This is a genomic window from Comamonas sp. lk (assembly GCF_900564145.1).
GTDB lineage: Bacteria > Pseudomonadota > Gammaproteobacteria > Burkholderiales > Burkholderiaceae_C > Comamonas.
In genome coordinates this window covers 1,210,638-1,233,407 of the sequence record NZ_UOOB01000001.1, presented here as the reverse complement: position 1 = coordinate 1,233,407, position 22,770 = coordinate 1,210,638, and the positions used below count along the sequence as shown (strand labels likewise).

At 59.7% G+C, this 22,770-nt stretch carries 22 protein-coding genes; 8 read left to right on the top strand and 14 right to left on the bottom strand.

Going from position 1 to position 22,770, the window contains the following annotated elements:
- The first annotated feature begins 69 nt into the window (after window positions 1–69).
- Together EAO39_RS05500 and EAO39_RS05495 are read left to right on the top strand one after the other, a co-directional pair.
- Window positions 70–1,443 (top strand): gluconate:H+ symporter, encoded by a 1,374-nt coding sequence (locus EAO39_RS05500; protein ID WP_120966521.1) that lies wholly within the window; start codon window positions 70–72, stop codon window positions 1,441–1,443.
- Between the two features lie 158 nt (window positions 1,444–1,601).
- Complete coding sequence (locus EAO39_RS05495) at window positions 1,602–2,834, top strand: multidrug effflux MFS transporter (protein WP_120966520.1); 1,233 nt, start codon at window positions 1,602–1,604, stop codon at window positions 2,832–2,834.
- A 183-nt stretch (window positions 2,835–3,017) separates the two neighbouring features.
- Here the strand turns inward: EAO39_RS05495 and EAO39_RS05490 are convergent, their stop codons facing one another.
- Entirely contained in the window at window positions 3,018–5,138 is a 2,121-nt protein-coding gene (locus tag EAO39_RS05490) for a DEAD/DEAH box helicase (RefSeq protein ID WP_120970722.1), read from the bottom strand.
- Window positions 5,139–5,438: 300 nt separating this feature from the next.
- Window positions 5,439–6,056 carry an oligoribonuclease gene (gene orn / locus EAO39_RS05485; RefSeq protein WP_276209252.1) on the bottom strand — a complete coding sequence of 206 codons (618 nt, stop codon included), beginning with the start codon at window positions 6,054–6,056 and terminating at the stop codon, window positions 5,439–5,441.
- Between the two features lie 30 nt (window positions 6,057–6,086).
- Between orn and EAO39_RS05480 the strand changes: the two genes are divergently transcribed.
- From EAO39_RS05480 to rsgA, 3 genes are read left to right on the top strand one after another with little or no spacing between them, the layout of a single operon-like run.
- Window positions 6,087–7,388: a M48 family metallopeptidase gene (locus tag EAO39_RS05480; RefSeq protein WP_120966519.1), complete on the top strand. Its 1,302-nt coding sequence runs from the start codon at window positions 6,087–6,089 to the stop codon at window positions 7,386–7,388.
- A gap of 19 nt (window positions 7,389–7,407) precedes the next feature.
- Window positions 7,408–7,749: a 4a-hydroxytetrahydrobiopterin dehydratase gene (locus EAO39_RS05475; protein WP_120966518.1), complete on the top strand. Its 342-nt coding sequence runs from the start codon at window positions 7,408–7,410 to the stop codon at window positions 7,747–7,749.
- Window positions 7,746–8,729, top strand: a complete 984-nt coding sequence (gene rsgA, locus EAO39_RS05470) for a ribosome small subunit-dependent GTPase A (RefSeq protein ID WP_120966517.1) — start codon at window positions 7,746–7,748, stop codon at window positions 8,727–8,729. The genes EAO39_RS05475 and rsgA overlap by 4 nt, the downstream gene beginning before the upstream one ends.
- Before the next feature lie 107 nt (window positions 8,730–8,836).
- Here the strand turns inward: rsgA and EAO39_RS05465 are convergent, their stop codons facing one another.
- From EAO39_RS05465 to rpsP, 6 genes are all read right to left on the bottom strand, one after another.
- Complete coding sequence (locus EAO39_RS05465) at window positions 8,837–9,823, bottom strand: CobD/CbiB family protein (protein ID WP_120966516.1); 987 nt, start codon at window positions 9,821–9,823, stop codon at window positions 8,837–8,839.
- Window positions 9,824–9,870: 47 nt separating this feature from the next.
- Window positions 9,871–10,593, bottom strand: a complete 723-nt coding sequence (locus EAO39_RS05460; RefSeq protein WP_120966515.1) for a CoA pyrophosphatase — start codon at window positions 10,591–10,593, stop codon at window positions 9,871–9,873.
- Window positions 10,594–10,726: 133 nt separating this feature from the next.
- Window positions 10,727–11,113 (bottom strand): 50S ribosomal protein L19, encoded by a 387-nt coding sequence (gene rplS, locus EAO39_RS05455; RefSeq protein WP_120970718.1) that lies wholly within the window; start codon window positions 11,111–11,113, stop codon window positions 10,727–10,729.
- 141 nt (window positions 11,114–11,254) lie between these two features.
- Window positions 11,255–12,034: a tRNA (guanosine(37)-N1)-methyltransferase TrmD gene (gene trmD / locus EAO39_RS05450; protein ID WP_120966514.1), complete on the bottom strand. Its 780-nt coding sequence runs from the start codon at window positions 12,032–12,034 to the stop codon at window positions 11,255–11,257.
- 50 nt (window positions 12,035–12,084) lie between these two features.
- Window positions 12,085–12,654 (bottom strand): ribosome maturation factor RimM, encoded by a 570-nt coding sequence (rimM, locus tag EAO39_RS05445; protein ID WP_120970716.1) that lies wholly within the window; start codon window positions 12,652–12,654, stop codon window positions 12,085–12,087.
- A gap of 107 nt (window positions 12,655–12,761) precedes the next feature.
- Window positions 12,762–13,016, bottom strand: coding sequence for a 30S ribosomal protein S16 (gene rpsP, locus EAO39_RS05440; protein WP_120966513.1), 255 nt, complete (start codon window positions 13,014–13,016; stop codon window positions 12,762–12,764).
- A gap of 143 nt (window positions 13,017–13,159) precedes the next feature.
- Between rpsP and EAO39_RS05435 the strand changes: the two genes are divergently transcribed.
- The 3 genes from EAO39_RS05435 (at window position 13,160) to EAO39_RS05425 (ending at window position 16,345) form a co-directional block, all read left to right on the top strand.
- Window positions 13,160–13,684, top strand: coding sequence for a GNAT family N-acetyltransferase (locus EAO39_RS05435; protein WP_120966512.1), 525 nt, complete (start codon window positions 13,160–13,162; stop codon window positions 13,682–13,684).
- Window positions 13,685–13,764: 80 nt separating this feature from the next.
- Window positions 13,765–14,250 carry a TM2 domain-containing protein gene (locus EAO39_RS05430; RefSeq protein ID WP_120966511.1) on the top strand — a complete coding sequence of 162 codons (486 nt, stop codon included), beginning with the start codon at window positions 13,765–13,767 and terminating at the stop codon, window positions 14,248–14,250.
- Window positions 14,251–14,560: 310 nt separating this feature from the next.
- On the top strand, window positions 14,561–16,345 hold the full coding sequence (locus tag EAO39_RS05425; protein WP_120966510.1) for an EAL domain-containing protein: 1,785 nt from the start codon (window positions 14,561–14,563) through the stop codon (window positions 16,343–16,345).
- Window positions 16,346–16,472: 127 nt separating this feature from the next.
- Here the strand turns inward: EAO39_RS05425 and EAO39_RS05420 are convergent, their stop codons facing one another.
- The 6 genes from EAO39_RS05420 to EAO39_RS05395 form a co-directional block, all read right to left on the bottom strand.
- A complete protein-coding gene (locus EAO39_RS05420; protein ID WP_120966509.1) occupies window positions 16,473–17,483 on the bottom strand; it encodes an inorganic phosphate transporter in 1,011 nt (336 codons plus the stop codon).
- 19 nt (window positions 17,484–17,502) lie between these two features.
- Window positions 17,503–18,150, bottom strand: coding sequence for a DUF47 domain-containing protein (locus tag EAO39_RS05415; protein ID WP_120966508.1), 648 nt, complete (start codon window positions 18,148–18,150; stop codon window positions 17,503–17,505).
- Window positions 18,151–18,956: 806 nt separating this feature from the next.
- The gene (locus tag EAO39_RS05410) at window positions 18,957–19,688 is read right to left on the bottom strand and encodes an ABC transporter ATP-binding protein (protein WP_120970714.1); all 732 of its coding nucleotides are present in this window, start codon (window positions 19,686–19,688) and stop codon (window positions 18,957–18,959) included.
- Window positions 19,689–19,723: 35 nt separating this feature from the next.
- Window positions 19,724–20,506 (bottom strand): ABC transporter ATP-binding protein, encoded by a 783-nt coding sequence (locus tag EAO39_RS05405; protein WP_120966507.1) that lies wholly within the window; start codon window positions 20,504–20,506, stop codon window positions 19,724–19,726.
- A gap of 26 nt (window positions 20,507–20,532) precedes the next feature.
- The gene (locus tag EAO39_RS05400) at window positions 20,533–21,612 is read right to left on the bottom strand and encodes an ABC transporter ATP-binding protein (protein ID WP_120966506.1); all 1,080 of its coding nucleotides are present in this window, start codon (window positions 21,610–21,612) and stop codon (window positions 20,533–20,535) included.
- 9 nt (window positions 21,613–21,621) lie between these two features.
- Window positions 21,622–22,551, bottom strand: a complete 930-nt coding sequence (locus EAO39_RS05395; RefSeq protein WP_120966505.1) for a branched-chain amino acid ABC transporter permease — start codon at window positions 22,549–22,551, stop codon at window positions 21,622–21,624.
- Window positions 22,552–22,770 lie beyond the last annotated feature (219 nt).

Below are 22,770 nucleotides of genomic sequence, written 5' to 3'. Positions count from 1 at the left end.
TCCCTAGCATGAGGCTTTGACGACTCCTCCGGACACACCCGCATCCGGACTTCTCAAAAAGGCTCACTCATGTCTGAATTCGATATTCAACTGCTGATGACCGCCTTGATCAGCGTCTTGCTGCTGGTCGCTCTGATTATTTCGCGCATACGCATGCACCCGCTGCTGGCCTTGCTGCTTGTCTCCGTCGGCGTGGGCTTTGCCACCCATATGGAGCCGGCCAGCATTGTGAAAAACATCACCGACGGTGCCGGCAAGACCCTGGGCGCCGTAGGTGTGGTGATCGCCCTGGGCGCCATGCTGGGCAAGATTCTTGCCGATGCAGGCATTACCGAGCAGATCGCCAATGCCATTTTGCGCGGTACGTCCAAGCGCATGATTCCCTGGGCCATGACCCTGGTGGCCTTTATCGTCGGCATCCCCATGTTCTTCGAAGTGGGCCTGGTGGTCATGCTGCCGCTGATTTTCAGCGTAGCCCGCAAGCTCGAAACACAGGAACGCTTCAAAGGCTCGGCCTATGTCTATGTGGGCGTGCCGGTGATTGCCGCGCTGGCTGCCATGCACGGCATGGTGCCGCCCCACCCCGGACCCCTGACCGCGATTGCCACGCTCAAGACCACGGTCGGCCCCACCATGCTCTACGGCTTTCTGGCCGCCATTCCGGCGCTGATACTGGGCGGCCCTCTGTATGGCGCTTTCATCGCTCCCCGCATGACGACACGCCCAGAGCAGGCTTTGCTGGACCAGTTCACCATTGCCGAAAAGCAGGACGACCGCCAGGCACCCAGCGTGGCCCTGGGCGTGCTGGCCGCACTGCTGCCAGCCATTCTGATGCTGATTCACGCCCTGACCGAGACCTTTCTACCCAAGGCATCGGCTGCGACCCATGTCTCGGCCTTTCTGGGCAATCCCTTGATTGCCATGCTGCTGGGCGTGCTGTTTGCCATCGTCACCCTGGTGTATGCGCGGGGCGGCGATGCCGAAAAGCTGCGTGAGAGTCTGGGCAAAAGCCTCAAGCCCATCGCCGGCATCATGCTCATCATTGCCGGCGGCGGCGCCTTTCAGCAGATGCTCACCAGCGCCAAGGTCGGCGATGCCATCGTGCACCTGACCCAGCAATTCGCCTTTCCGCCGCTGATTCTGGGCTGGCTGATCGCGATGCTGCTGTCCGTTTCCACCGGCTCGGCCACCGTGGGTATTGTGGGTGCCGCCGGCTTGCTGGCACCGCTGGCCGGCGCAGACCCCAGCCTCAATCTGCCCTTGCTGGCACTGGCCATTGGCAGCGGCTCCCTGTTCTTCAACTACGCCAACCACGCCGGCTTCTGGATGGTCAAGGAATCCTTTGGCATGACCATGGGCGAAGCCACCAAAACAATCTCCGTCGTGCAGTCCATCGTCTCGCTGATCGGCCTGGTGATGGTGCTGCTGTTCAACGCCTTCTGAGGCGCTGCGGCATCAAGCCGCCGCCCGATCAAGCCAGCATAAGCCGCTGCATATGAGCGCAAACCCTCCCCATGCCGCTAAAGTGTGGCTCTCGGGGTATTGCTGCGCCTGCCACCTTGCCGCAGAGCAGGCAATACCCCAACCGGACTCAAGAACTCATGCAAAACAACTTTTCCACGTTCTGGCGCGGACCGCGCTGGGCACTGGCCGTGCTGCTGGCCATTCTGGGCATGTTGGGCCCCTTCTCGGTGGACACCTACATCCCAGCCTTCTCCGGCATCGCCCAGGCACTGGGCGCCACACCGCTGGAGATGCAGCAAACGCTGTCAGCCTATCTGTTTGGCTTCGCCTTCATGAACCTGTTCCACGGCGCGCTGGCGGACAGCTTCGGCCGCCGCCCCGTCATTCTCTGGGGCCTGGTCATGTTCACACTGGCATCTGCGGGCTGCGCCCTGTCCCAGAACATCACGCAACTGGTGATGTTCCGCGCCCTGCAAGGTCTGTCCACGGGGGCCGGGATTGTGGTGTCGCGCGCCATCGTGCGTGACATCTTCCCGCCCAATCAGGCCCAGAGCCTGATGGCGCAGATCACCATCTTCTTCGGCATCGCCCCGGCCCTGGCCCCCATGCTGGGCGGCTGGCTGTTCGTGCATCTGAACTGGCAAGCCGTGTTCTGGTTCCTCACCGCGATAGGCGTCGCACTCTGGGCCATCAACCTGCGTTTTCTGCCCGAATCGCTGCCAGCCGACAAGCGCCAGCCTTTCAAGTTCAAACCGCTGATGCAAGGCTATGGAACGCTGTTTACCGACCCGCGCTTTCTGCTGCTGGCCTTTGCCAGCGGCGTGCCGTTCAACGGCATGTTTCTCTATCTGCTGTCGGCCCCCGCCTTCCTCGGTGATTTGCTGCACCTGGAGCCCACGCAGTTCTTCTGGTTCTTCATCGCCATGATTGGCGGCATCATGGCCGGCAGCTGGACCAGCGGGCGTCTGGCGGGCCGCATCCCGCCCAAGCGCCAGATCCGCCATGGCTTTCTAATCATGGTCGTGACCTCGCTGATCAATCTGACTGCCAATCTGATCTGGCCGGCCCATGTCAGCTGGGCGCTGATTCCCATCAGCCTGTTCTCCTATGGCTGGGCGCTGATGGTGCCGGTGGTCACGCTGCTGGTACTGGACATCCACCCCACACGCCGCGGCCTGGCCTCGTCGCTTCAGGCTGTGGTGGGCTCGGTCGCCAACGGTTTTGTGGCCGGTGTGATTGCACCCCTGGTCATGCATTCGGCCGTGCTGCTGGCCATTGGCTCCATCAGCATGCTGGTGATCGGTTTGCTGTCCTGGATGCTGCTGCACCACTACTGGCCCGAAATCGGCCGCCACGCCTCGGAGACCTGATCAAAAAAAAGGAGCTGCCAGCGCTTGATCATCATGGGTTCTCATTTGAAAAATCATTGAAACCCATGAATCACTTACGCAAGCAGCTCCTTTTTCAGGATCAAGCAGACATGAAAAAAGCCGGTTCAATGAACCGGCTTTTTTTTATTGACCCAGGTGCCACAGCACCTTAATCAGTGTAGATCAACGCTCGTCACGACGGGGGGCGCGGGGCTTGCGCTCAAAGCCACGGTCGGCACCACGATCACCGTGGGGCTGATAAGGCTTGCCAGCGCTTTGACCAAAGGCCGGACGACGATCACCGCCGCCAAAACCACGCGATTCGCCACCGCGGAAGCCGCCTTCGCGAGCACCGGCATGAGCACCGTCACGGCTGGCGCCGCCACCAAAGCTCTTGCGGGCACCGAAGTCGCCGCCTTCACGACGCTGACCGCCGGCAAAACCGCCGCGATCACCACCACGGTCGCCGCCGCCGAAGCCGCCGCGGTCATTGCCGCGGTCAAAGCTGCGCTCCTGACGTTCGCCGCCAAAAGCGGGACGGGGAGCTGCATCACGGCCAGCAAAGCTACGCTCGCCACCACGATCAGCGCGAGGTGCGCCGAAGCCAGGACGATCACCGCCACGGTCGTTGTTGAAACGGTCGCCACCGCGATCGCCACCAAAGCCACCACGGTCTCCGCCGAAGCTGCGCTCGTTGCGATCACCGCCACGGCCGGCGCCGAAGCCACCGAAACCGCTCTTGCGGCCATAGCCCTCGCCATCACGGCGAGCACCGTAGCCACCACGGCTACCGCCGCCACCACCACCGCCGCCACGACGGCCATCACGCTCACCGGCTGCAGGGAAACGTTGCACAGGCTCCAGACCTGGCAGCACTTCAGCCTTGAATTGCTGGCGGGTATAGCCTTCGATGTCGAACACGCGGCGACGATCGCGGAACTCGGCGAAAGTCACGGCCGTGCCTTCGCGGCCAGCACGGCCGGTACGGCCAATGCGGTGGGTGTAGTCTTCGGCCTTCATGGGCAGACCGTAGTTGAACACGTGGGTAATGGTGGGCACGTCAATACCACGGGCAGCCACATCGGTTGCCACCAGGATTTGCACCTGACCATTGCGCAGCGCCATCAGGCGGCGGTTACGCAGACCCTGGCTCAGAGCACCGTGCAGGGCCACGGCAGAGAAGCCGTCTTGCTGCAGATCGGTGGCCAGACCGTCACATTCCACTTGCGTGGAAGCAAACACGATGGCTTGGTTGATGCTGCTGTCACGCAGCCAGTGGTCCAGCATCTTGCGCTTGTGCTGGGCGTTGTCGGCCCAGAACAGCACTTGCTTGATGCTGGAATGCTTCTCCTGGGGCGAATCAATCGTCAGCTTCTTGACGCCAGAGCCGTTGTCATGCATCACACGCATGGCCAGCTGTTGCACGCGGGGTGCAAACGTAGCGCTGAACATCATGGTCTGCTTGCGCTGAGACGTCATCTGGTTGACTTCCGCCAGATCGTCGGAGAAGCCCAGATCCAGCATACGGTCGGCTTCGTCAACCACCAGGAACTGCACCTTGTCCAGCTTGATTTGCATGGAGCGCTGCAGGTCCAGCAGACGGCCAGGGGTTGCAACTACCAGATTGGCGTTTTGCAGCTTGGCGATCTGCAGTTGGTAAGGCATGCCGCCCACGATGTTGGCGACACGGATACCACGGCAGTGCTTGACCAGCTCGATAGCGTCATGCGCCACTTGCTGAGCCAGTTCACGTGTAGGGCACAGAATCAGGGCGCCGGGAACGGCAGCCTTGAAATTGCGGGGGTTGGTCGGATCCTTGCGGCGATTGCGCTTAGGCAATGGCTCGCCATTGGCCGCGGCTTCTGCGCACTGACGATCGAATTCGGCGTTCAGTTCGGCTTCTTCGTCAGCCTTCTGGCTAATCAAAGTGTGCAGCACGGGCAACAGGAAAGCAGCAGTCTTGCCGGAACCGGTTTGGCTGGAAACCATCAGGTCCACAAACGCCTGATCGCCACCACTGCTCATGGCCAAGGGAATGGCCTGCATTTGCACGCTGGTAGGCTTGGTGTAGCCCAGATCGGCAACAGCCTGCACCAGTTCAGGGGCCAGACCCAGTTCTACAAAGCCGTTAGGCTCGTCAGCAACTTGCTCTTCTTCAGCCAGCTCTTCGCTTGCCAGTTCAATGCCGTTTTCTTCAGCATCGGCGGCAGCCAGCATGGCGTCCAGACGGGATTCAATTTCAGGAGAAGACAAAGAGATATCAGCAGCGGCCACTTGGCCCTGCTCCAGGGATTTTTCGGTCATGAAAAACTCACGAAAAAAGCAGCGCAGCCAGCGATCTGCCCACTTTTTTGACGGTTGGTTCAACATCCACCGTCAGACTTTGACTGCCCGTTCGCAAAAGGGGCAGATGGGCGTATAGCTTTTACAGGTGCCGGCCGGTTTTGAGCCGCTGCACGCAAGTAAAAAGAACCCGGTGTGTGATGGTGATGCGCAAAAATTACCCATAGATCGGGTAAGCAATGCATTGTCTCACGCCCCGGGTTTTCCCGCAAGTCCCCAGGGCTATCTAAATCTTGGCGAGGTCGATTTTTGTTGAAAAAATCAGACGCTGAGCAGTTCTTTGCGGTAGTGCTGCAGCTCGTCAATCGACTCATGCACATCGGCCAATGCCGTATGGCGCTGGGCTTTCTTGAACGAGGTATAGGCCACGGGCTTCCAGCGTCTGGCCAATTCTTTCAGAGTGCTGACGTCGATATTGCGGTAGTGAAAGAAGTTGTTGAGCTTGGGCATGTAGCGCTCCATGAAGCGCCGATCCTGCGCAATGCTGTTGCCGCACAGCGGCACCTTGCCCTTGGGCACGTACTTGGAGAGAAAGGCAATCAGCGCGGCCTCGGCCTCGGCTTCCGTCACGGTGGAAGCTTTCACGCGCTCGATCAACCCGCTCTTGCCATGCGTGCCCTTGTTCCAGGCATCCATGCCGCCCAGCAATTCGTCGGACTGGTGAATGGCAAACACCGGACCTTCCATGCGGATTTGCAGATCGGCGCTGCTGACCACCACGGCAATTTCAATGATGCGATCACGATCGGGATTCAGCCCCGTCATTTCGCAGTCCAGCCAGACCAGATTGAGGTCGGACTTGGATAAAACAGGCTGTGGAGCAGGAGCAGCTTCGATGACTGCGACGGAATCGGTAGGAATGCAGGAGGCTTCAGACATGGCATAAATTGTCGCCTACACTGCCAAGACATGGCTTCCAACCCCGATTTTTCACTCTCGCTGTCGCTGCTGTTTGCTGCGGCCGTGGTTTTGCAATGGCTGCTGCGTGCCTGGCTGGTTTCGCGTCAGGTGCGCCACGTCGCGGCCCACCGCGCGGCCGTGCCTACAGCCTTTGCCCAGCACATCAGCCTGGCAGCCCACCAGAAAGCGGCCGACTATACCCTGGCCAAGGCCAAGGTCTCGCTGATCGACATGACGCTGTCTGCCGCCGTGCTGCTGTGCTGGACGCTGCTGGGCGGACTCGACGTTCTGAACCTCTGGCTGTTTGATCTGCTGGGTGCCGGCATGTGGCAGCAACTGGCCCTGCTGGGCGGTTTTGCACTGATTTCGGCGCTGATCGAGCTGCCGCTGTCCCTCTACCAGACCTTCAAGCTGGAGCAGCGCTTTGGCTTCAACCAGATGACGCTCAAGCTCTGGCTGGGAGATCTCGCCAAATCAACCCTGGTGGGCACGCTGGTGGGCCTGCCGATTGCCGCGCTGATTCTCTGGCTCATGGGCTCGACCGGTTCCTGGTGGTGGCTGTGGGCCTGGGCCAGTTGGACGGGCTTCAATCTATTGCTGATGTGGATTTTTCCCAGCTTTATTGCCCCCCTGTTCAACAGGTTCGAGCCGCTGACCGATGAAAGTCTCAAGGCCCGCGTCACGACGCTGATGCAGCGCTGCGGCTTTGCGGCCAAGGGCTTGTTCGTGATGGACGGCAGCCGCCGCTCGGCCCATGCCAATGCATATTTCACCGGCTTTGGCAGCTCCAAGCGCGTGGTGTTCTTCGATACCTTGCTCAAGCAGCTGAGCCCTGAAGAAGTGGAAGCCGTGCTGGCCCATGAGCTGGGACACTTCAAGCACAAGCACATACTGCGCCGCATGCTGATGATGTTTGGCGTCAGCCTGCTGGGCTTTGCCTTGCTGGGCTGGCTGAGCCAGCAGCTGTGGTTTTACTCGGGGCTGGGCGTGACGCCCATGCTCACGGAGAGCTTCACCCTCTCCAGCCAGAACAATGCCATGGCCTTGCTGCTCTTCATGCTGGCCGTGCCGGTGTTCGCCTTTTTCATCACCCCGCTGATGTCGGCCATGTCGCGCCGCGACGAGTTCGAGGCAGACGCCTATGCCATGCAGCAAGCCGACGGCGGCCAGCTGGCTTCGGCGCTGCTCAAGCTTTACGAGGACAATGCGTCCACACTCACGCCAGATCCCTGGTATGTGAGCTTTTACTACTCACACCCACCGGCTGTGGACCGCCTGGCACGTATGCCTGCGCCGTCGGGCAGTTGGTGAATCAACGGACAGACACACCATGACCCCCACACGTTTGCAGCAAAAGGACTGGTCCCAACTCCCCCGCGTTGCCATTGCAGCCTATGAGCTGCGCCAGCAACTGCCCACACTGCCGGGCTGGGAGCTGGACGAAAAGCGCGAGAGCGCGGCCATCACCAAGACGTTTGCCTTTGCCAATTTCTATGAAACCATGGCGTTTGTGAATGCGCTGGCACTGATTGCCCACCAGCAGGATCACCACCCCGATCTGGAGGTCAGCTATGGCCGCTGCACCGTACGCCTGAACACCCACGATGTGGGCGGCATCTCGGCCACCGACATGGATTGCGCACGCCGCATCAACGCTTTGCTGGCCGCATGAAAAAGACATTCGGTAAACAGCAGGGGGCCGAACGCGCCCAGTTGCTGGAAGGATTGGTCGTCTCCAGCCATGGACGTCACTGCGTGGTGGAAGCCGCCGGCGGTGCACGCCATATCTGCCATCCACGCGGCAAAAAAGGCCAGGCCGTGGTCGGCGACCAGGTGCAGTGGCTGCTGCCGCCTGAAGGCCAGGGCGAGGCCGGCACGATAGAGAAAGTGCTGCCGCGCAAAAACCTGTTCTACCGCCAGGACGAGATACGCACCAAGAGCTTTGCCGCCAATCTCGATCAGGTGCTGATCCTGATCGCGGCCGAGCCGGTTTTCTCCGAAAGCCAGCTGGCTCGCGCCTTGATTGCCGCCGAAGCCACACAGATCAAGCCCATCATCGCCCTGAACAAGCGCGATCTGACCGAGGCCTTTGCTTCTGGCTGGCAACGCCTGGAACCTTATCGCCAGATGCGCCACGGGCAGGAAAAGCACCACTACGAAGTGCTGCCACTCTCACTGACCACCGATGGCGAAACGGACAAGGCCTTGCTGATGCAATACCTGCAGGGCAAGCGCACGCTGGTGCTGGGCCCTTCGGGCTCGGGCAAGAGCACCTTGATCAATCTCTTGATTCCCGGCACCAATGCCGCCACCAATGAGATTTCCCAGGCACTGAACTCCGGCAAGCACACGACGACCACCACCAGTTGGTACTGGATGGACGAGACGCGTGAAACCGCCTTGATCGACTCGCCCGGCTTTCAGGAGTTTGGCCTGCGACATCTGAAGCCCACGGACCTGCCCAAATACATGCCCGATATCGGCGCTCTGGCCGACCAGTGCAAGTTCTACAACTGCACCCACTTGCACGAACCCGGCTGCGCCGTAATGGCACAAGTCGAGGCCACCGGCAGCGAACACTGCATCAGTGCCAACCGTTACCGGATTTACGGTGACCTGTTCGATGAGCTGAGCCAGGAACAGCGCTACTGAACACGCGCAAAATCAAGCAAGAATGCCCCGATCTTCGGGGCATTTTTAATGAAAATAGACTAAAGCGTTTATGAATCAAGCGCCACAAGCTATCAAAAAAGGACTGATCAGCCCAGCAGACGCGCAAAGGTAAGCAAGGCCAGTAGCAGCAGCCACACCACCACCGAGCGCCAGACCAGGCCGACCACGCTGCGCAAATGGCCCAACTCGGGCTCACGGCCCGGGGTCACCTCGCTGCCGGGATCCCATTGACTGTCTTCTGGCTCATCACCATAGCTGGCATCGCGGCGGCGCAAGGCTTCGCCGCCCAGGCGCACATTGATCGCTCCTGCCGTGGCGGCCAGAATCACGCCGTTGTTGTCATTGGGAAAGCGCTGGGCATAGAGGCGCCAGTTGTCTATGGCCTCTTCAAAGCTGCCCACCATGGCAAACGACAGCGCAGTCAGGCGGGCCGGCAGCCAGTCAATCACATACCAGGCCCCCATAGCGGCTTTTTGCAGACGCTCGCTGACCGGGGGCTGAGCTCCTTCAAGCCCTTTGCGCGACCAGGCGCGCGCAAGGTACTCGGCCATGCGGTAGAGCACCGCACCCAGCGGCCCCAGGCCCACGGCGGCCAGCACCGAGAACCAGAACAGCACGCCGAACACATGGCGGTGCGCAGCCAGCACCGAATACTCGATCACATGGCGCACCACTTCGCTGCGCGGCACCTCGCTGGCATCCACTTGCTGCCAATCGGCCAACTCCTGGCGCGCCGTCAATTCATCGCCGGCATCCAGGGCATCGCGAATCCGCGTGAAATGGTGGCTGAACTGCCGAAAGCCCAGTGTGGCGTAGAGCACGGCCACGTTCCAGACCATGGCCACAGGCCAGCCTATGAATTCCAGCAAGCCCCAGTAAATGCCGACCACGAGGATGCTGGGCAGCAGCACGGCCATGGCCCAGGCCAGCCAGCCGTGGTGGGGCCTGCCCGCATCAAAGTTGCGGCGTGCGGTCACAGTCCACGCTTTGTAACCCGTGTGTACCAGATTGGATCGGGCCAGCGGGCGCGCCTGCTCGATCAGCAAGGCGATCAGGATGGCAAAAAAGCTCATTGGCCCATCATACCGGCGGGTTTTACCCGCCTGTTACACCGGCCGATTCAGGCCGATAAAAAACGGTAAAGATTGCGCAGCATGCCCGCCGTCGCACCCCAGATATAGCGCTGCTGCGGCCCGTCCTGATAGGGCATGGCAAACCACTCTCGATCCACCCCCTGCCATTGCATGCCATGGCGTTCGTGGTGAGCGGGGTTGAGCAAGAACGACAGCGGCACCTCGAACAGATCGGCCACCTCACCGGGATTGGGAAAATAACTGGGCTGAGGCTGGATCAGCGCCACCACCGGCGTGATGTGAAAAGCCGTGCCCGTGACATAGACCGGCAGCCGCCCCAGCACCTCCACATTTCTGGGGGTCAGGCCAACCTCCTCATGGGCTTCGCGCACGGCCGTGACTTCGGCCGAGCCATCCTGCGGATCGCGTTTGCCGCCAGGAAAGGCAATCTGCCCGGAGTGGGTGGAGAGTCCGGCAGAGCGTACCGTCAGTAGCACCGTAGGCTCTTCCCGCAAGACTATCGGCACCAAGACTGCGGCATCGAAAGGCAGACGATCGGTAAAGCGCTTTTCAAGCATGTCCTCGGGCTGCCACAGAGGCGGCTGGGCAAAGCGCTGGCGCAAGGCCTGGGGCGTCTGTTGCGCCGCAGGAACCGCCGGCAGGCCGCTGTCTATGCCAATCAGTGGTGCCTGACGAGGATCGGTGATACCGGTATAGCGCGGGATCTCGGCGCCAGAAACCGCCAAAAGAGAGGGAGCAGAAGTGGGCATGCGTGCAAGGTTGAAAACCACCAGCCATGAAGATGGGGAATAAAAAAAGCCGCTACAGACAAACTGTAGCGGCTTTCGCTTCCTAGCGTGGGCCAACGGGGCTTGCGCCCTGTCTCCCACGCATCGCGCGCAATTAAGCTGCTGTTGCAGCAGCCTTGTTGACGCGCGAAGGCAGCTTTTCCTTGATACGAGCAGACTTGCCGCTACGTTCACGCAGGTAGTACAGCTTGGCACGGCGCACATCGCCGCGACGCTTGACTTCGATGCCGGCGATCAGGGGGGAGTAGGTTTGGAACGTACGTTCCACGCCTTCACCGCTGGAGATCTTGCGCACTGTGAAGCCGCTGTTCAGGCCGCGATTACGCTTGGCAATCACCACGCCTTCGTAAGCTTGAACGCGCTTACGGCTGCCTTCCACCACATTCACGCTCACGATGACGGTGTCACCGGGGGCGAATTCGGGGATGGTCTTGTTCAGGCGAGCGATTTCTTCTTGCTCGAGAGTCTGGATCAGGTTCATGATTTTCATCCACCTTGATCTTGTCCGCGCCAGAATTGGCAAGCGCCGGGATTGACGCCATGGCTGCATTCAAAGTTGCTTGCTCGAGGCAGACAGCTTCGCTCCTTGCAGCGGCCGGATAGAGGATCAAAGAGCCTGGGATTATAGCTTGGGCGCGTTTTTTGCCAAAAACCCTTCGTCTTTGGCATTCAGCAAGCCTTTTTCGCGCGCCTGCACGATCAGCTCAGGCCGGTGGGAGGCGGTGATGCGCAGGCGCTGATCACGCCTCCAGCGCTCTATATGTGCGTGGTGACCAGACAACAGTTCGGGTGGAACTGCCTGGCCGTTCCAGACTTCGGGGCGGGTGTAATGCGGGCAGTCCAGCAGGCCATCAAGGGCCGGATTGAAGCTGTCTTGCTGAAAACTGCCTTCATCGTTGAGCACGCCGGGCTGCAGACGCGCCAGCGAGTCCAGCAGCACCATGGCCGCCAGCTCGCCGCCGGACAGCACAAAGTCGCCCAGACTCAGCTGATGGCTGACATAGGTATCGATAAAGCGCTGGTCAATGCCTTCGTAGCGCCCACACAGCAGCACGGCACCTCGGCTCTCGGCCCACTGCGCCACCACCTCGTGCTTGAGCGTGGTGCCAATGGGAGAGAACAGCAGCAGCGGCGCGGGCTCAAGCTGCTCTTGCGCATCTTCTGCGGCACGGGCAGCGCGTATGGCTTCAAGGCAATGCAGCAGCGGCTCGGCCATCATCACCATGCCAGGGCCGCCGCCAAACGGGCGATCGTCCACACGGCGGTAGTTGCCTTCGGCGTAATCACGCGGATTCCACAAGTGCACCGCAACCTGGCCAGAGCTGTAGGCGCGACGCGTTACCCCGCTTTCCAGAAACGGGGCGAACAACTCGGGAAACAGGGTAATGATGTCAAAGCGCATGTTTTATAAGCGTCAGAAGCTATTCAATTAATAGCAAAACGCATTCAATCTCAGTAGTCGGCTTGCCAGTCGGCCACGATGGTCTTGCCGGGCAAGTCCACGGAATCCACATAGGCGTCAACAAATGGAATCAGGCGCTCCTGCTCCTTGCCGTCTTGTTCGTAACCCAGGATCAGCACCGTTTGCGGGCCGGTGGACAGCAAATCCCTGACCACGCCCAGGGCCACGCCTTCGCGGTTCACCACCGACAGGCCCAGCAGGTCTACCCAGTAGTACTCGCCGTCATCGGTCTTGGGGAAATGCTCACGTGCCACAAACACACGGGCACCGCGCAGGGCTTCGGCCGTATTTCGGTCTTCCACCACAGGCGAGGCAGCGACGATGGTGTCGGAGTGCACACGAGCCTGCTTGACGGGCAGCAACACCGTGCCGGTGAACTGCTTGGCGCCTTTTTCAGCAGGCTGCAAAAACCATTCCTTGGCCGCAAACAGCGCTTCGGGGTCGCTGCTGAAGGCCATGACCTTGAACCAGCCTTTGATACCCCAGGCATCAGCAATGCGTCCTACCTCCACCGCATCAGCAGGCAGGGTTGTGGCTTCAAGGGCGGGCATGTGGCTCATGGCTTTGGTCAGAATAATCAATCGGGAAAACAATGAAAAACGGGCTCCGTCAGACAAGCTGACGGAACCCGCTTAATGGAATTGCCTTGAGGGCAGCAACCTAAAAATTAGGCAGCAACCTTCTTTGCAGCTTCCTTGATCAGGCGTTCAGCGGTATCGGAAGCTTGGGCACCCACGCTCTTCCAATAGTTCACGCGATCCAGGACAACACGCAGGCCTTCTTCAGCGCCACGGGCGCTGGGGTTGTAGAAACCCAGACGCTCGATGAAAGCGCCATCGCGACGAACGCGCTTGTCAGCAGCAACGATGTTGTAGAACGGGCGAGCCTTGGAGCCGCCGCGAGACAGTCGAATAACAACCATGATTTTTCCTTTGGGTGGTCACGGCAGTGCTATAAAAGTGTGCACTCCCGCGCAGGTTTTCTTGCGACGTTTGAGACACGCGACATGGCCACCCGGCCAGCGACACGCCGTAAAACACGCGATTATATCGAGTTTGAGAATTCATGCCCATCATTCGACCCGCCTGCGAGCAGGATATCGCGGCCATCACCGCCATTTATCGGCATCACGTTCTCAACAGCACAGGCACTTTCGAGGTCGAACCGCCCTCTGACGCCGAAATGAGCCGCCGCCGCCAGGAGGTGCTCGACAAAGGCCTGCCCTATCTGGTGGCCGTCGATGAGACGGGCCAGGTGCTGGGCTACGCTTATGCCAACTGGTTCAAGCCTCGGCCGGCCTATCGATTTTCTGCTGAAGACTCGATTTACGTGGCCGAGTCCGCGCGTGGCCAAGGAATTGGCGCACTGCTGCTCCATGCGCTGTGCGAGGCCTGCCAAGCCGTCGGCGTACGCAAACTGATTGCCGTCATCGGAGACAGCGGCAACGCAGCCTCCATTGGCGTACACGCCGGCAGCGGTTTCAGCCATGCAGGCAAGCTATCAAGCGCGGGATGGAAATTCGGCCGCTGGCTGGACATCGTGATGATGGACAAGAGCCTGGGTGAGGGAGATAGCTCTTGCCCAGAATAAAGCGACATGAATAATGAATTTCGCGCGGCGCAATACCGCAACCCTGAACGCTGTTCGAGATCGCTTTTCTTCCACCCGCCATGAGCTCTACCCCCTCCCTTGCCGCACGCCCTGCTCGCTGCAAAAGCAAAACTCTGGCCACCTGGCTGGCTTTTCTGGGTGGCCCGCTGGGCTTGCACCGTTTTTATCTGTATGGACTGGGAGACTGGATGGGCTGGCTGCTGCCGGTGCCCACGGCGCTCGGCATCTACGGCATAGAGCGTGTGCAGCAACTGGGGCAGGACGATCAGCTGAGCTGGTTTCTGATTCCGCTGCTGGGTTTCAGCATGGCAGGCTGCGCCTTGCGCGCCATCCTGTATGGGCTGACCGATATCAGGCAATGGAACTTGCATTTCAATCCCGGCCAGCCAGCAGAAACCGCTGCAGGCCAGACCCGTTGGGCCACGATTTTCGGCGTGGCGCTCGCGCTGATGGTAGGAGCCACGGTGCTGATGGCCAGCATTGCCTACAGCTTTCAGCACTACTTTGAATATCAGGTGCAAGAGGCACGCAAAATTTCCCAATGAGCCCGCGCCTAGGAAAGCTTAAACCGGCCACTTTCGCCGGCCCGCATGAAACGCAATGTCACGTCCAATCGATGACAACTGTAGGAATTCAGCGAGCTGCCATGTAGGCAGTTGTGTTTTTTGAAATATTTGGCATCGACCTTGATCACATTTGTTTTCAATGCAACCACAATGTCACAGACAGAGATCTGGATTCGAGCACTGAGCTGATGTGCATCGCCTTCGGGTAGATCACGGGTTTTCATCTAACCCAACCTCGGTAAACGAACCAGCTTCCACCAGCGGCCAATGTTTGCTTCAAGAGGTTCTCATGCAAGCACCCCATGACAAGCCCTGTACAGCTGACGCCAGCACGCCCACCAGCTTTTCTGCGGCCACGGGATTGGTAGGCGCTTACGGAGAGCAGCTGTTTCGCATTCTGGAACAGGCTGCCAGCGGCTATGTGCTGCTGGATTCGCAAAATCGTGTTCAGCGCTGGAACGAAGGCTATCTACGCCTTTTCCCCTGGCTGTCGCCGCTGGTCAGAACAGGGGTGGCCTTTGAGAGCTTGCTGCAGTTCACCCAAACCATCCCCAGCCAGCACAGCAGCACGATTGCGCAACTCGGTGCATTGAGCAATGCCCACCGCCTGTTGCTTGCCAAGCAGCAGACCAGCCTGGAGCAACAACTGCCCGACGGTCGTGGCATCACCCTGGCGGCCAGCGCGCTGTCTGCCGGCTACACGCTCATCACTTACCGCACCATAGCCCAACAACACAGCGATAGCCTGGCCTTTTTCGACTCGCTCTCCAACCTCCCCAACCGCAGATTGCTGCTGGATCGCATCTCTCACGCCATGATCCAGTCCGAGCGCACTGGCTGGCGTGGCGCCTTGCTCAACATTGATCTGCAGCCGCTCAAGGCCGTCACTCAAGGGGCTGCGACCGAAGTCATCGCCGGCCTGGTGGCGGAGATCACCCAGCGCCTGTTGGGCTGCGTGCGGGCCAACGACACGGTTGCGCGCGTGGACGAAGCGCATTTCGTCATCATGATTTCGGACCTCTCACCCGATGTGGAGCTTGCCCAATTGCTGGTCGAGCGCATGGGCGAACGGCTGCTCGAGAGCCTGGGTGCACCCTATCTCGTCAACGGCCGCAGCCAGCCGCTGCAAGCCCATATCGGAGCCACGCTGTTTGGGCCGCATTCACGCTCCGCCACCGAGCTGCTGAGCCAGGCCGAAGCCGCCATGTACAAGCTGCGCGACGAGGATCCCAAGGGCTTGCACTTCTTCAAGCCCGAGCCGCAATTGCCGGCGCAGCGCCAGCAGATGGAGCAGGAACTGCGTGAAGCCCTGCGTCTGGGGCAGTTCCAGATGCAGTACCAGCCCCAGTACTCCCAGCAAGGTGAAATGACCGGCCTGGAAGCCCTGCTCCGCTGGCACCAACCCAAGCGCGGCGTGGTGCCGCCCCGCATGTTCATCACCGTGGCAGAGGAAAGCGGCATCATTGTTCCCCTGGGGCTATGGGTGATTCAGACCGTGTGCGAGCAGATCGCGCTATGGAAAAATGACCCGCAGCTATGTGCTCTTCCCGTTGCCGTCAACATCAGCCTGCTGCAGTTGCAGCAAGCAGACTTTGCCAACCAGGTCGAGCAGATCGTTAAGCTCTGCGGCATCGCCCCCCGGCAGTTGTTGCTGGAGTTTTCTGCAGCCCAGCTGCAAAACGCCACGCACGACAATCTGCAGACATTGCGCCAATTGGCCGCTGGCGGCATACGCCTGTCTCTCGATGACTTTGGCGCAATGCCCACTTCACAGAATCTGCTGATGCAGCTGCCGCTGTTCCAGCTCAAGATTTCTCAATCCCTGGTGCAAAGACTGGGCCCGAACAACGCCAGCGAGGCCGCCATGCAAGCGGCCATAGTGATGGCCAAGCAACTGAAGATACAGATCGTGGCCAGCGGCGTAGAGACGCTGGAGCAGCGCGCCTTGCTGATGCAAAACGATTGCCAACAGTTTCTGGGCTATCTGTTCAGCGTTCCCGTGCCAGCCAGCCAGCTCAAGTCCCTGCTGTACAGCAAGCCGACTCACAGAAGCGACCCGCTGCTGGCGGGCTGACAGGTCAGGCCTCAATCAGCGCCCCAATGAAAAAGGCTTCGCATTCGCGAAGCCTTTGATCTTTTCAAGCCGATCAAGCTGCAGCCCTTTAAAGATCTACGCTTTCAGCTATCAATCTAAAAGTTCATCAGAACAGTTGCAGGCTCAACCAGTAGGCAATGGAGGCCACGAAAGCGCTGGCAGGAATCGTCAGAACCCAGGCCCAGACGATATTGCCCGCCACGCCCCAGCGCACGGCACTGGCACGCTGTGTGGAGCCCACACCGACGATGGCACCCGTGATGGTGTGGGTAGTCGAAACCGGCACGCCCAGGAAGGTGGCCAGAAACAGTGTCAATGCACCACCGCTTTCGGCACAGAAGCCGCCCACAGGCTTGAGCTTGGTGATCTTCTGACCCATGGTCTTGACAATGCGCCAGCCGCCAAACATCGTGCCCATACCAATGGCCAGATAGCAGCTGATGATGGTCCAGGTGGGCGGTTCGGCATCCGCCGCATTGGCGTATCCGGTCGCAATCAGCAGCAGCCAGATGATGCCGATGGTCTTTTGCGCATCATTGCCGCCGTGACCCAGGCTATAGGCGCCGGCCGAGACCAGCTGCAGACGACGAAACCACTTGTCCACACGATTGGGGCTTGCGCGGCGGCAAACCCAGGCCACCAGCACCATCATCAACGAGCCCAGCAGGTAACCCAGCACAGGCGAGACGAAGATGAAAGCCACGGTCTTCCAGATACCGCTGGCGATCAGCGCACCAGCACCGGCCTTGGCAATCACCGCACCGACGATACCGCCGATCAGCGCATGCGAAGAGCTGCTGGGGATGCCGTAAATCCAGGTGATGATGTTCCAGGCGATGGCGCCCACCAGTGCACCGAACACCACATGGGTATCCACAATGCCGGGTTGAACAATGCCCTTGCCAACGGTTGCCGCCACACTGAGGTGGAAGACAAAAATCGCGACGACATTGAAGAAAGCCGCAAACAACACGGCTTGCGTGGGCTTGAGCACTCCCGTGGAAACCACGGTAGCAATGGAGTTGGCTGCGTCGTGAAAGCCGTTCATGAAATCGAACAGCAAGGCGAGCACAACCAACAAGATCACAACCCAAAGGGCTGCTTGTACGGATTCCATTTTCCAGCTCCCGCGAGAATCAGGAATTCTCGAGGACGATGCCCTCGATCAGATTGGCCACGTCTTCGCAGCGGTCGGTGATGGTTTCCAGTAGCTCGTAAATCGCCTTGAGCTTGATCACTTCACGCACATCGGGCTCTTCGCGGAACAGCTTGCTCATGGCGGCACGCATCACGCGGTCGGCATCGCTTTCCAGCCTGTCGATCTCATCGCAGGTCTTGGTCGAAGCCTCCACCACGGCGGGATCTGAGATGCGATTCAGCATCTTCACGGCATCACGAACGCGCTCGCAGCAGCGCACGGACAGATCCGTCAGACGCGTGATTTCTTCCGTCATATGACGCACGTCGTACAGCGCCATGGTCTCTGCCGAATCCTGAATCAGGTCGGCCACATCGTCCATGGTGTTGATCAGCGAGTGGATGTGCTCGCGGTCCAGCGGCGTGATGAAAGTCTTGTGCAGCAGCTTGGTGACGTCGTGGGTCACCTTGTCTGCCGCGCGCTCAGCGTTATCCACATCGTCGTTGTATTTCTGACGCAGATGGGGATCGTTGTAATTGGCTACCAGCTGCGAGAAGGCGTGCGCCGCATCAACAATGTGGTCAGCATGTTGATTGAACATCTCGAAAAAATTGCCTTCGCGCGGCAACAATTTGCCAAACAGCATGAATGCTCCTTACCGGGGAAAAAATAAAACCAGGCGACTCACTACGGCACAAAGGTGTGCAGGCATGGCTTCCCGGTTTGAATGACGCGAAGTGTACTCTTGAGTCTTTTTGCGTTTCAGCGCGCCTCAAAGACACCCCTTCAAGCCGCACGAAAAATAAAATACACCGTGCCAAGCTCGCACAAACCTGTCAGAGAAAACCCCTAGGCCCGCGACTGACCCGGGCAGGACACGGCAAACGACGCAGCCGCCGCGAATGTGATCGCTTCCTCCATGTTCGAACCTGATCCGCCTGGACGGCCGATCAGCCACGCGCCTGACAGGCCACAGCCACAGGCATTCTCACAGCGCAAGACAGCACAGTATCAAGCTGCCGTGCGCCACTGCGCGGCCGCCAAAATCCTCCAATAGCAGGAGCAAAAAACGGCAACGATCTTACTCATGGATGCTGGCCTAGAACCTGCAACGCCAGGGCCCGCACGCAGCTTCACAGCGGCTTCCTGCAACCATCGGGCTTTTTTCGCCTGCAATCACCTGAATTGCAGGCCTGAGGCCATTCAAATCACACGCGAATTCATTCTAAAAATTTCTTTTTTTTATATACAAATACAAAAAAACACATATAAAGAAATAAAACGAATCAACTAACAACAATAACAACATTTCAAAAACATCAAAGAAACGTCATTTTTTTGTCATGTTTGCATTTTTGGGGGAATATTTCAGCGACTCAGGACGGAAATGAGGCCCTGAAATTGCTTAGAAAAGGCGACTTCGAGCGCCTTTTCTGCCTCGCTTCCAGAGTCTCACTCACCCAGATACGCAGCGCGAACCCGGGGGTCATTGAGCAAGGTCTGGCCTTCGCCGGTCATGGTGATGGTGCCGGACTCCATCACATAACCCCGGTCGGCAACGGCCAGAGCGCGGCTGGCGTTCTGCTCGACCAGCACCATGGTCACGCCCAGCGCATACACATCCCGCACCACTTCAAAAATCTTGTCCACCATGATGGGAGACAGGCCCATGGAAGGCTCGTCGAGCAGCAAGACCTTGGGCTGACTCATCAGCGCCCGCGCCATGGCCAGCATTTGCTGCTCGCCGCCGGACATGGTGCCTGCCAGTTGATCCTTGCGCTCCTTCAGACGCGGGAAGATGCCGAACATGCGCTCGATATCGGCCTGAATGCCGGCCTTGTCATTGCGCGTGTAAGCGCCCATGAGCAGGTTTTCGGTGATGGTCATGCGGGCAAAAACGCCACGACCTTCGGGCACCATGACCAGACCTTGCTTGACCAGATCCCAGGCTCCCTTGTTCTTGATGCTCTGGCCCAGATACAGAATTTCGCCATCAGCCATGGGCAGGCCGCGCGTCACGGCCTTCATGGTGGTGGTCTTGCCCGCACCATTGGAGCCGATCAGCGAAACCAGTTCGCCCTCGCGCACCTCGAAGTCCACGCCTTTGACGGCCTGGATGCCGCCATAGGCCACCTTGAGATTTTTGACGGCCAGCAGTATCTGGCCCGCGGATTTGTCCGTCACGGCCACCGGTCTGTCTTGGATTTGCTCTTGCATAGTCAATGCCCTCCGGTGCCCAGATAGGCTTCAATCACTTTTTCATTCTTCTGCACCTGTGCCGGCGTGCCTTCGGCAATCGGCTTGCCGTAGTCCAGCACCGTGACACGGTCGCACAGGCCCATGACCAACTTCACATCGTGCTCGATCAGCAAGATGGTGCGCTGGTCGTTGCGAATACGGTCGATCAGCTCGCGCAGCTGCAGTTTCTCGGTGGCATTCATGCCGGCCGCGGGTTCGTCCAGCGCAATCAGCTTGGGATCGGTTGCCAGAGCGCGGGCAATCTCCAGGCGGCGCTGATCGCCGTACGAGAGAGTGCGGGCCTTGAAGTCTGCGTATTTTCCAATGCCTACATAGTCGAGCAGCTCATACGCTCTTGCACGGATCGCGGCCTCCTCGGCCTTGAAGCGCTTGGTGCGCAGCACGGCACCTATCAGGCCCGAGTGGGTGCGCACATGGCGGCCCACCATCACGTTCTCCAGTGCCGTCATTTCGGCAAACAGGCGGATATTCTGAAACGTGCGGGCAATGCCGGCCCTGGCCACCTTGTGCACGGCAGTAGGCTCATAAGGCTTGCCAGCCAGCTCGAACCTGCCGCTGTCCGGCGTGTAGAGGCCGGTGATGACGTTGAAAAAAGTGGTCTTGCCTGCGCCGTTGGGGCCTATCAGGCCGTAAACCTGTCCGCGCTCAATCTTCATGCTCACGCCGGACAGGGCCTGCAGCCCGCCAAAGCGCTTGGAGATGTCCGACACATCAAGGACGGTGGAAGTCGTGCTGTCTGCCATATCGGTTGCCATTCCTTGGTTCTGGATCAGGACGCACGCGTCAGGTTCTTGCCATGCTCGGGCGTGGGCCACAGGCCGCGCGGGCGCATCAGCATGATGACGATCATGGCCAGGGCGATCAGCAGCTGACGCAGGATGGAGGCATCCAGGCGGCCGCCCGTCATCTCCTGCAAGGGGCCGGCCACATAGCGCAGCACCTCGGGCAGAGCCGACAGCAGCACGGCACCCAGAATCACGCCAGGGATATGGCCCAGGCCGCCCAGCACCACCATGGCCACAATCATCACCGACTCCATCAGGCTGAAGGACTCGGGCGAGACAAAGCCCTGGAAGGCGCCAAACATGGAACCAGCCACGCCACCGAACGATGCGCCCATGCCAAAGGCCAGCAGCTTCATATTGCGCACATTGATGCCCATGGCCTTGGCGGCAATCTCGTCCTCGCGAATCGCCATCCAGGCGCGGCCGATGCGCGAATCCTGCAGGCGGTAGCAGATCAGGATCGTGATCAGCACCAGCGCCAGAAACAGGTAGTAGTACAGCGTCACCGAAGAAATATCAAAGCCGAAAATTTCCTGGTGCTTGCCCAGATCCAGGCCGAAGATCTTGACCGAATCTACCTGCGCCAGGCCTTTGGGGCCGTTGGTGATGTTGACCGGCTGATCCAGGTTGTTCATGAAGATGCGAATGATCTCGCCAAAGCCCAGCGTCACGATGGCCAGGTAATCGCCCCGCAACCTCAGCACCGGCAGGCCCAGAAGCACCCCGGCGCAAGCCGCCAGCAGCATGCCCAGCGGAATCACCAGCCAGATGGACGTGTGCAGCCCCTCGGGGAACATGTTTCTGAACCACTCGAAAGTCTCCCCCAGATGCGGCGAGGCCATGAGGGCAAACATATAGGCGCCCACGGCGTAGAAAGCCACATAGCCTAGGTCCAGCAGGCCCGCATAGCCCACCACGATATTGAGACCCAGCGCCAGCATCACATACAGCAAGGCCAGGTCGGCAATCCGCACCCAGGCATTGCCAAAATACTGCAGTATCAGCGGCAGCACCAGCAAGGCCATACCGCCCAGTACCCAGTGGAGTGTCTTGTTGTTCTTCATGGCCACTCCTTATGCGCGATCGGCCACACGCTCACCCAGCAGGCCCGAGGGGCGCAGCGTGAGGATGATGATGAGCACGACAAAGGCAAAAATATCGGTGTACTGACTGCCCAGCACGCCACCGGTCAGATCGCCGATATAACCGGAGCCAATCGACTCGATCAGGCCCAGCAGCAGGCCGCCGACCACGGCGCCCGCCAGATTGCCGATGCCGCCGAACACCGCGGCCGTGAACGCCTTGAGGCCGGGCAGGAAACCCATGGTGTGATGGGCCGTACCGTAGTTGGAGGCGTACATGATGCCGGCAATGGCTGCCAGCACCGCACCGATGATGAAGGTGGCGGAAATGATCATGTCGGGTTTGACGCCCATCAGCGCCGCCACACGCGGGTTCTCGGCCGTGGCCCGCATGGCGCGACCCAATTTTGTGTAGTTGACCAGATACATCAGCGAAGCCAGGGCCACGGCCGTTACGCCCAGCACCAGAATCTGCGTGGGCGTGATGACTGCCGAGCCAATTTCATAAGGCGTGCTGGACAGCAGCGTGGGATAGGCCTTGTAGTTGGGCTTCCAGATGATCATGGCCAGCGTCTGCAGCAGGATGGAGACGCCGATGGCGGTGATCAGCGGCGCCAGGCGCGGGCTGTTGCGCAAGGGGCGGTAAGCGACTTTCTCGATCACGAAATTGAGCGAGGCCGCCACCACACAGGCAATGATGGTGGCCAGCAAAAGCATCAGCCAACCTGGCAGGCTGGGCATGGCCTCCTGCATCAGGCCTATGCAGCTCCAACTGGTCAAAGCTCCCACCATCAGCACCTCACCGTGCGCGAAGTTGATCAGCTGAATGATGCCGTACACCATGGTGTAGCCCAAGGCTATCAAGGCGTACATGCTGCCCAGAACCAGACCATTGATGATCTGCTGCAGCAAGATATCCATAAGCGCGCTCCCCTACCTCAACCCCAAGACGGAGACACTGCAAGCCTCTCATCCCGAAGGCGGGGCCAGCGATGCCATGGCTCCCCTCCTGCCAGCCGCGGCTTTGTGAGCCGCTTGTGCCAAGAGGTTGGCGCGATTCTAGGCAGCAGTGCTCACGGTGCAGAGACGGGGTTTCCCGTGGCAAGAGCCTCGCTTGCTGCGACGCAGCAATGCCACGAT

Bases quoted from the DNA above. Each gene is read 5' to 3' on its own strand.
- EAO39_RS05475 (WP_120966518.1), top strand. From the start codon at position 7,408: ATGACCCCCACACGTTTGCAGCAAAAGGACTGGTCCCAACTCCCCCGC.
- EAO39_RS05465 (WP_120966516.1), bottom strand. From the start codon at position 9,823: ATGAGCTTTTTTGCCATCCTGATCGCCTTGCTGATCGAGCAGGCGCGC.
- EAO39_RS05430 (WP_120966511.1), top strand. From the start codon at position 13,765: ATGAGCTCTACCCCCTCCCTTGCCGCACGCCCTGCTCGCTGCAAAAGC.
- EAO39_RS05405 (WP_120966507.1), bottom strand. From the start codon at position 20,506: ATGGCAGACAGCACGACTTCCACCGTCCTTGATGTGTCGGACATCTCC.
- orn (WP_276209252.1), bottom strand. From the start codon at position 6,056: ATGTCTGAAGCCTCCTGCATTCCTACCGATTCCGTCGCAGTCATCGAA.
- rimM (WP_120970716.1), bottom strand. From the start codon at position 12,654: ATGAGCCACATGCCCGCCCTTGAAGCCACAACCCTGCCTGCTGATGCG.
- EAO39_RS05480 (WP_120966519.1), top strand. From the start codon at position 6,087: ATGGCTTCCAACCCCGATTTTTCACTCTCGCTGTCGCTGCTGTTTGCT.
- EAO39_RS05420 (WP_120966509.1), bottom strand. From the start codon at position 17,483: ATGGAATCCGTACAAGCAGCCCTTTGGGTTGTGATCTTGTTGGTTGTG.
- EAO39_RS05435 (WP_120966512.1), top strand. From the start codon at position 13,160: ATGCCCATCATTCGACCCGCCTGCGAGCAGGATATCGCGGCCATCACC.
- EAO39_RS05425 (WP_120966510.1), top strand. From the start codon at position 14,561: ATGCAAGCACCCCATGACAAGCCCTGTACAGCTGACGCCAGCACGCCC.
- rsgA (WP_120966517.1), top strand. From the start codon at position 7,746: ATGAAAAAGACATTCGGTAAACAGCAGGGGGCCGAACGCGCCCAGTTG.
- EAO39_RS05400 (WP_120966506.1), bottom strand. From the start codon at position 21,612: ATGAAGAACAACAAGACACTCCACTGGGTACTGGGCGGTATGGCCTTG.
- EAO39_RS05460 (WP_120966515.1), bottom strand. From the start codon at position 10,593: ATGCCCACTTCTGCTCCCTCTCTTTTGGCGGTTTCTGGCGCCGAGATC.
- EAO39_RS05500 (WP_120966521.1), top strand. From the start codon at position 70: ATGTCTGAATTCGATATTCAACTGCTGATGACCGCCTTGATCAGCGTC.
- EAO39_RS05415 (WP_120966508.1), bottom strand. From the start codon at position 18,150: ATGCTGTTTGGCAAATTGTTGCCGCGCGAAGGCAATTTTTTCGAGATG.
- rpsP (WP_120966513.1), bottom strand. From the start codon at position 13,016: ATGGTTGTTATTCGACTGTCTCGCGGCGGCTCCAAGGCTCGCCCGTTC.
- trmD (WP_120966514.1), bottom strand. From the start codon at position 12,034: ATGCGCTTTGACATCATTACCCTGTTTCCCGAGTTGTTCGCCCCGTTT.
- EAO39_RS05495 (WP_120966520.1), top strand. From the start codon at position 1,602: ATGCAAAACAACTTTTCCACGTTCTGGCGCGGACCGCGCTGGGCACTG.
- EAO39_RS05395 (WP_120966505.1), bottom strand. From the start codon at position 22,551: ATGGATATCTTGCTGCAGCAGATCATCAATGGTCTGGTTCTGGGCAGC.
- rplS (WP_120970718.1), bottom strand. From the start codon at position 11,113: ATGAACCTGATCCAGACTCTCGAGCAAGAAGAAATCGCTCGCCTGAAC.
- EAO39_RS05490 (WP_120970722.1), bottom strand. From the start codon at position 5,138: ATGACCGAAAAATCCCTGGAGCAGGGCCAAGTGGCCGCTGCTGATATC.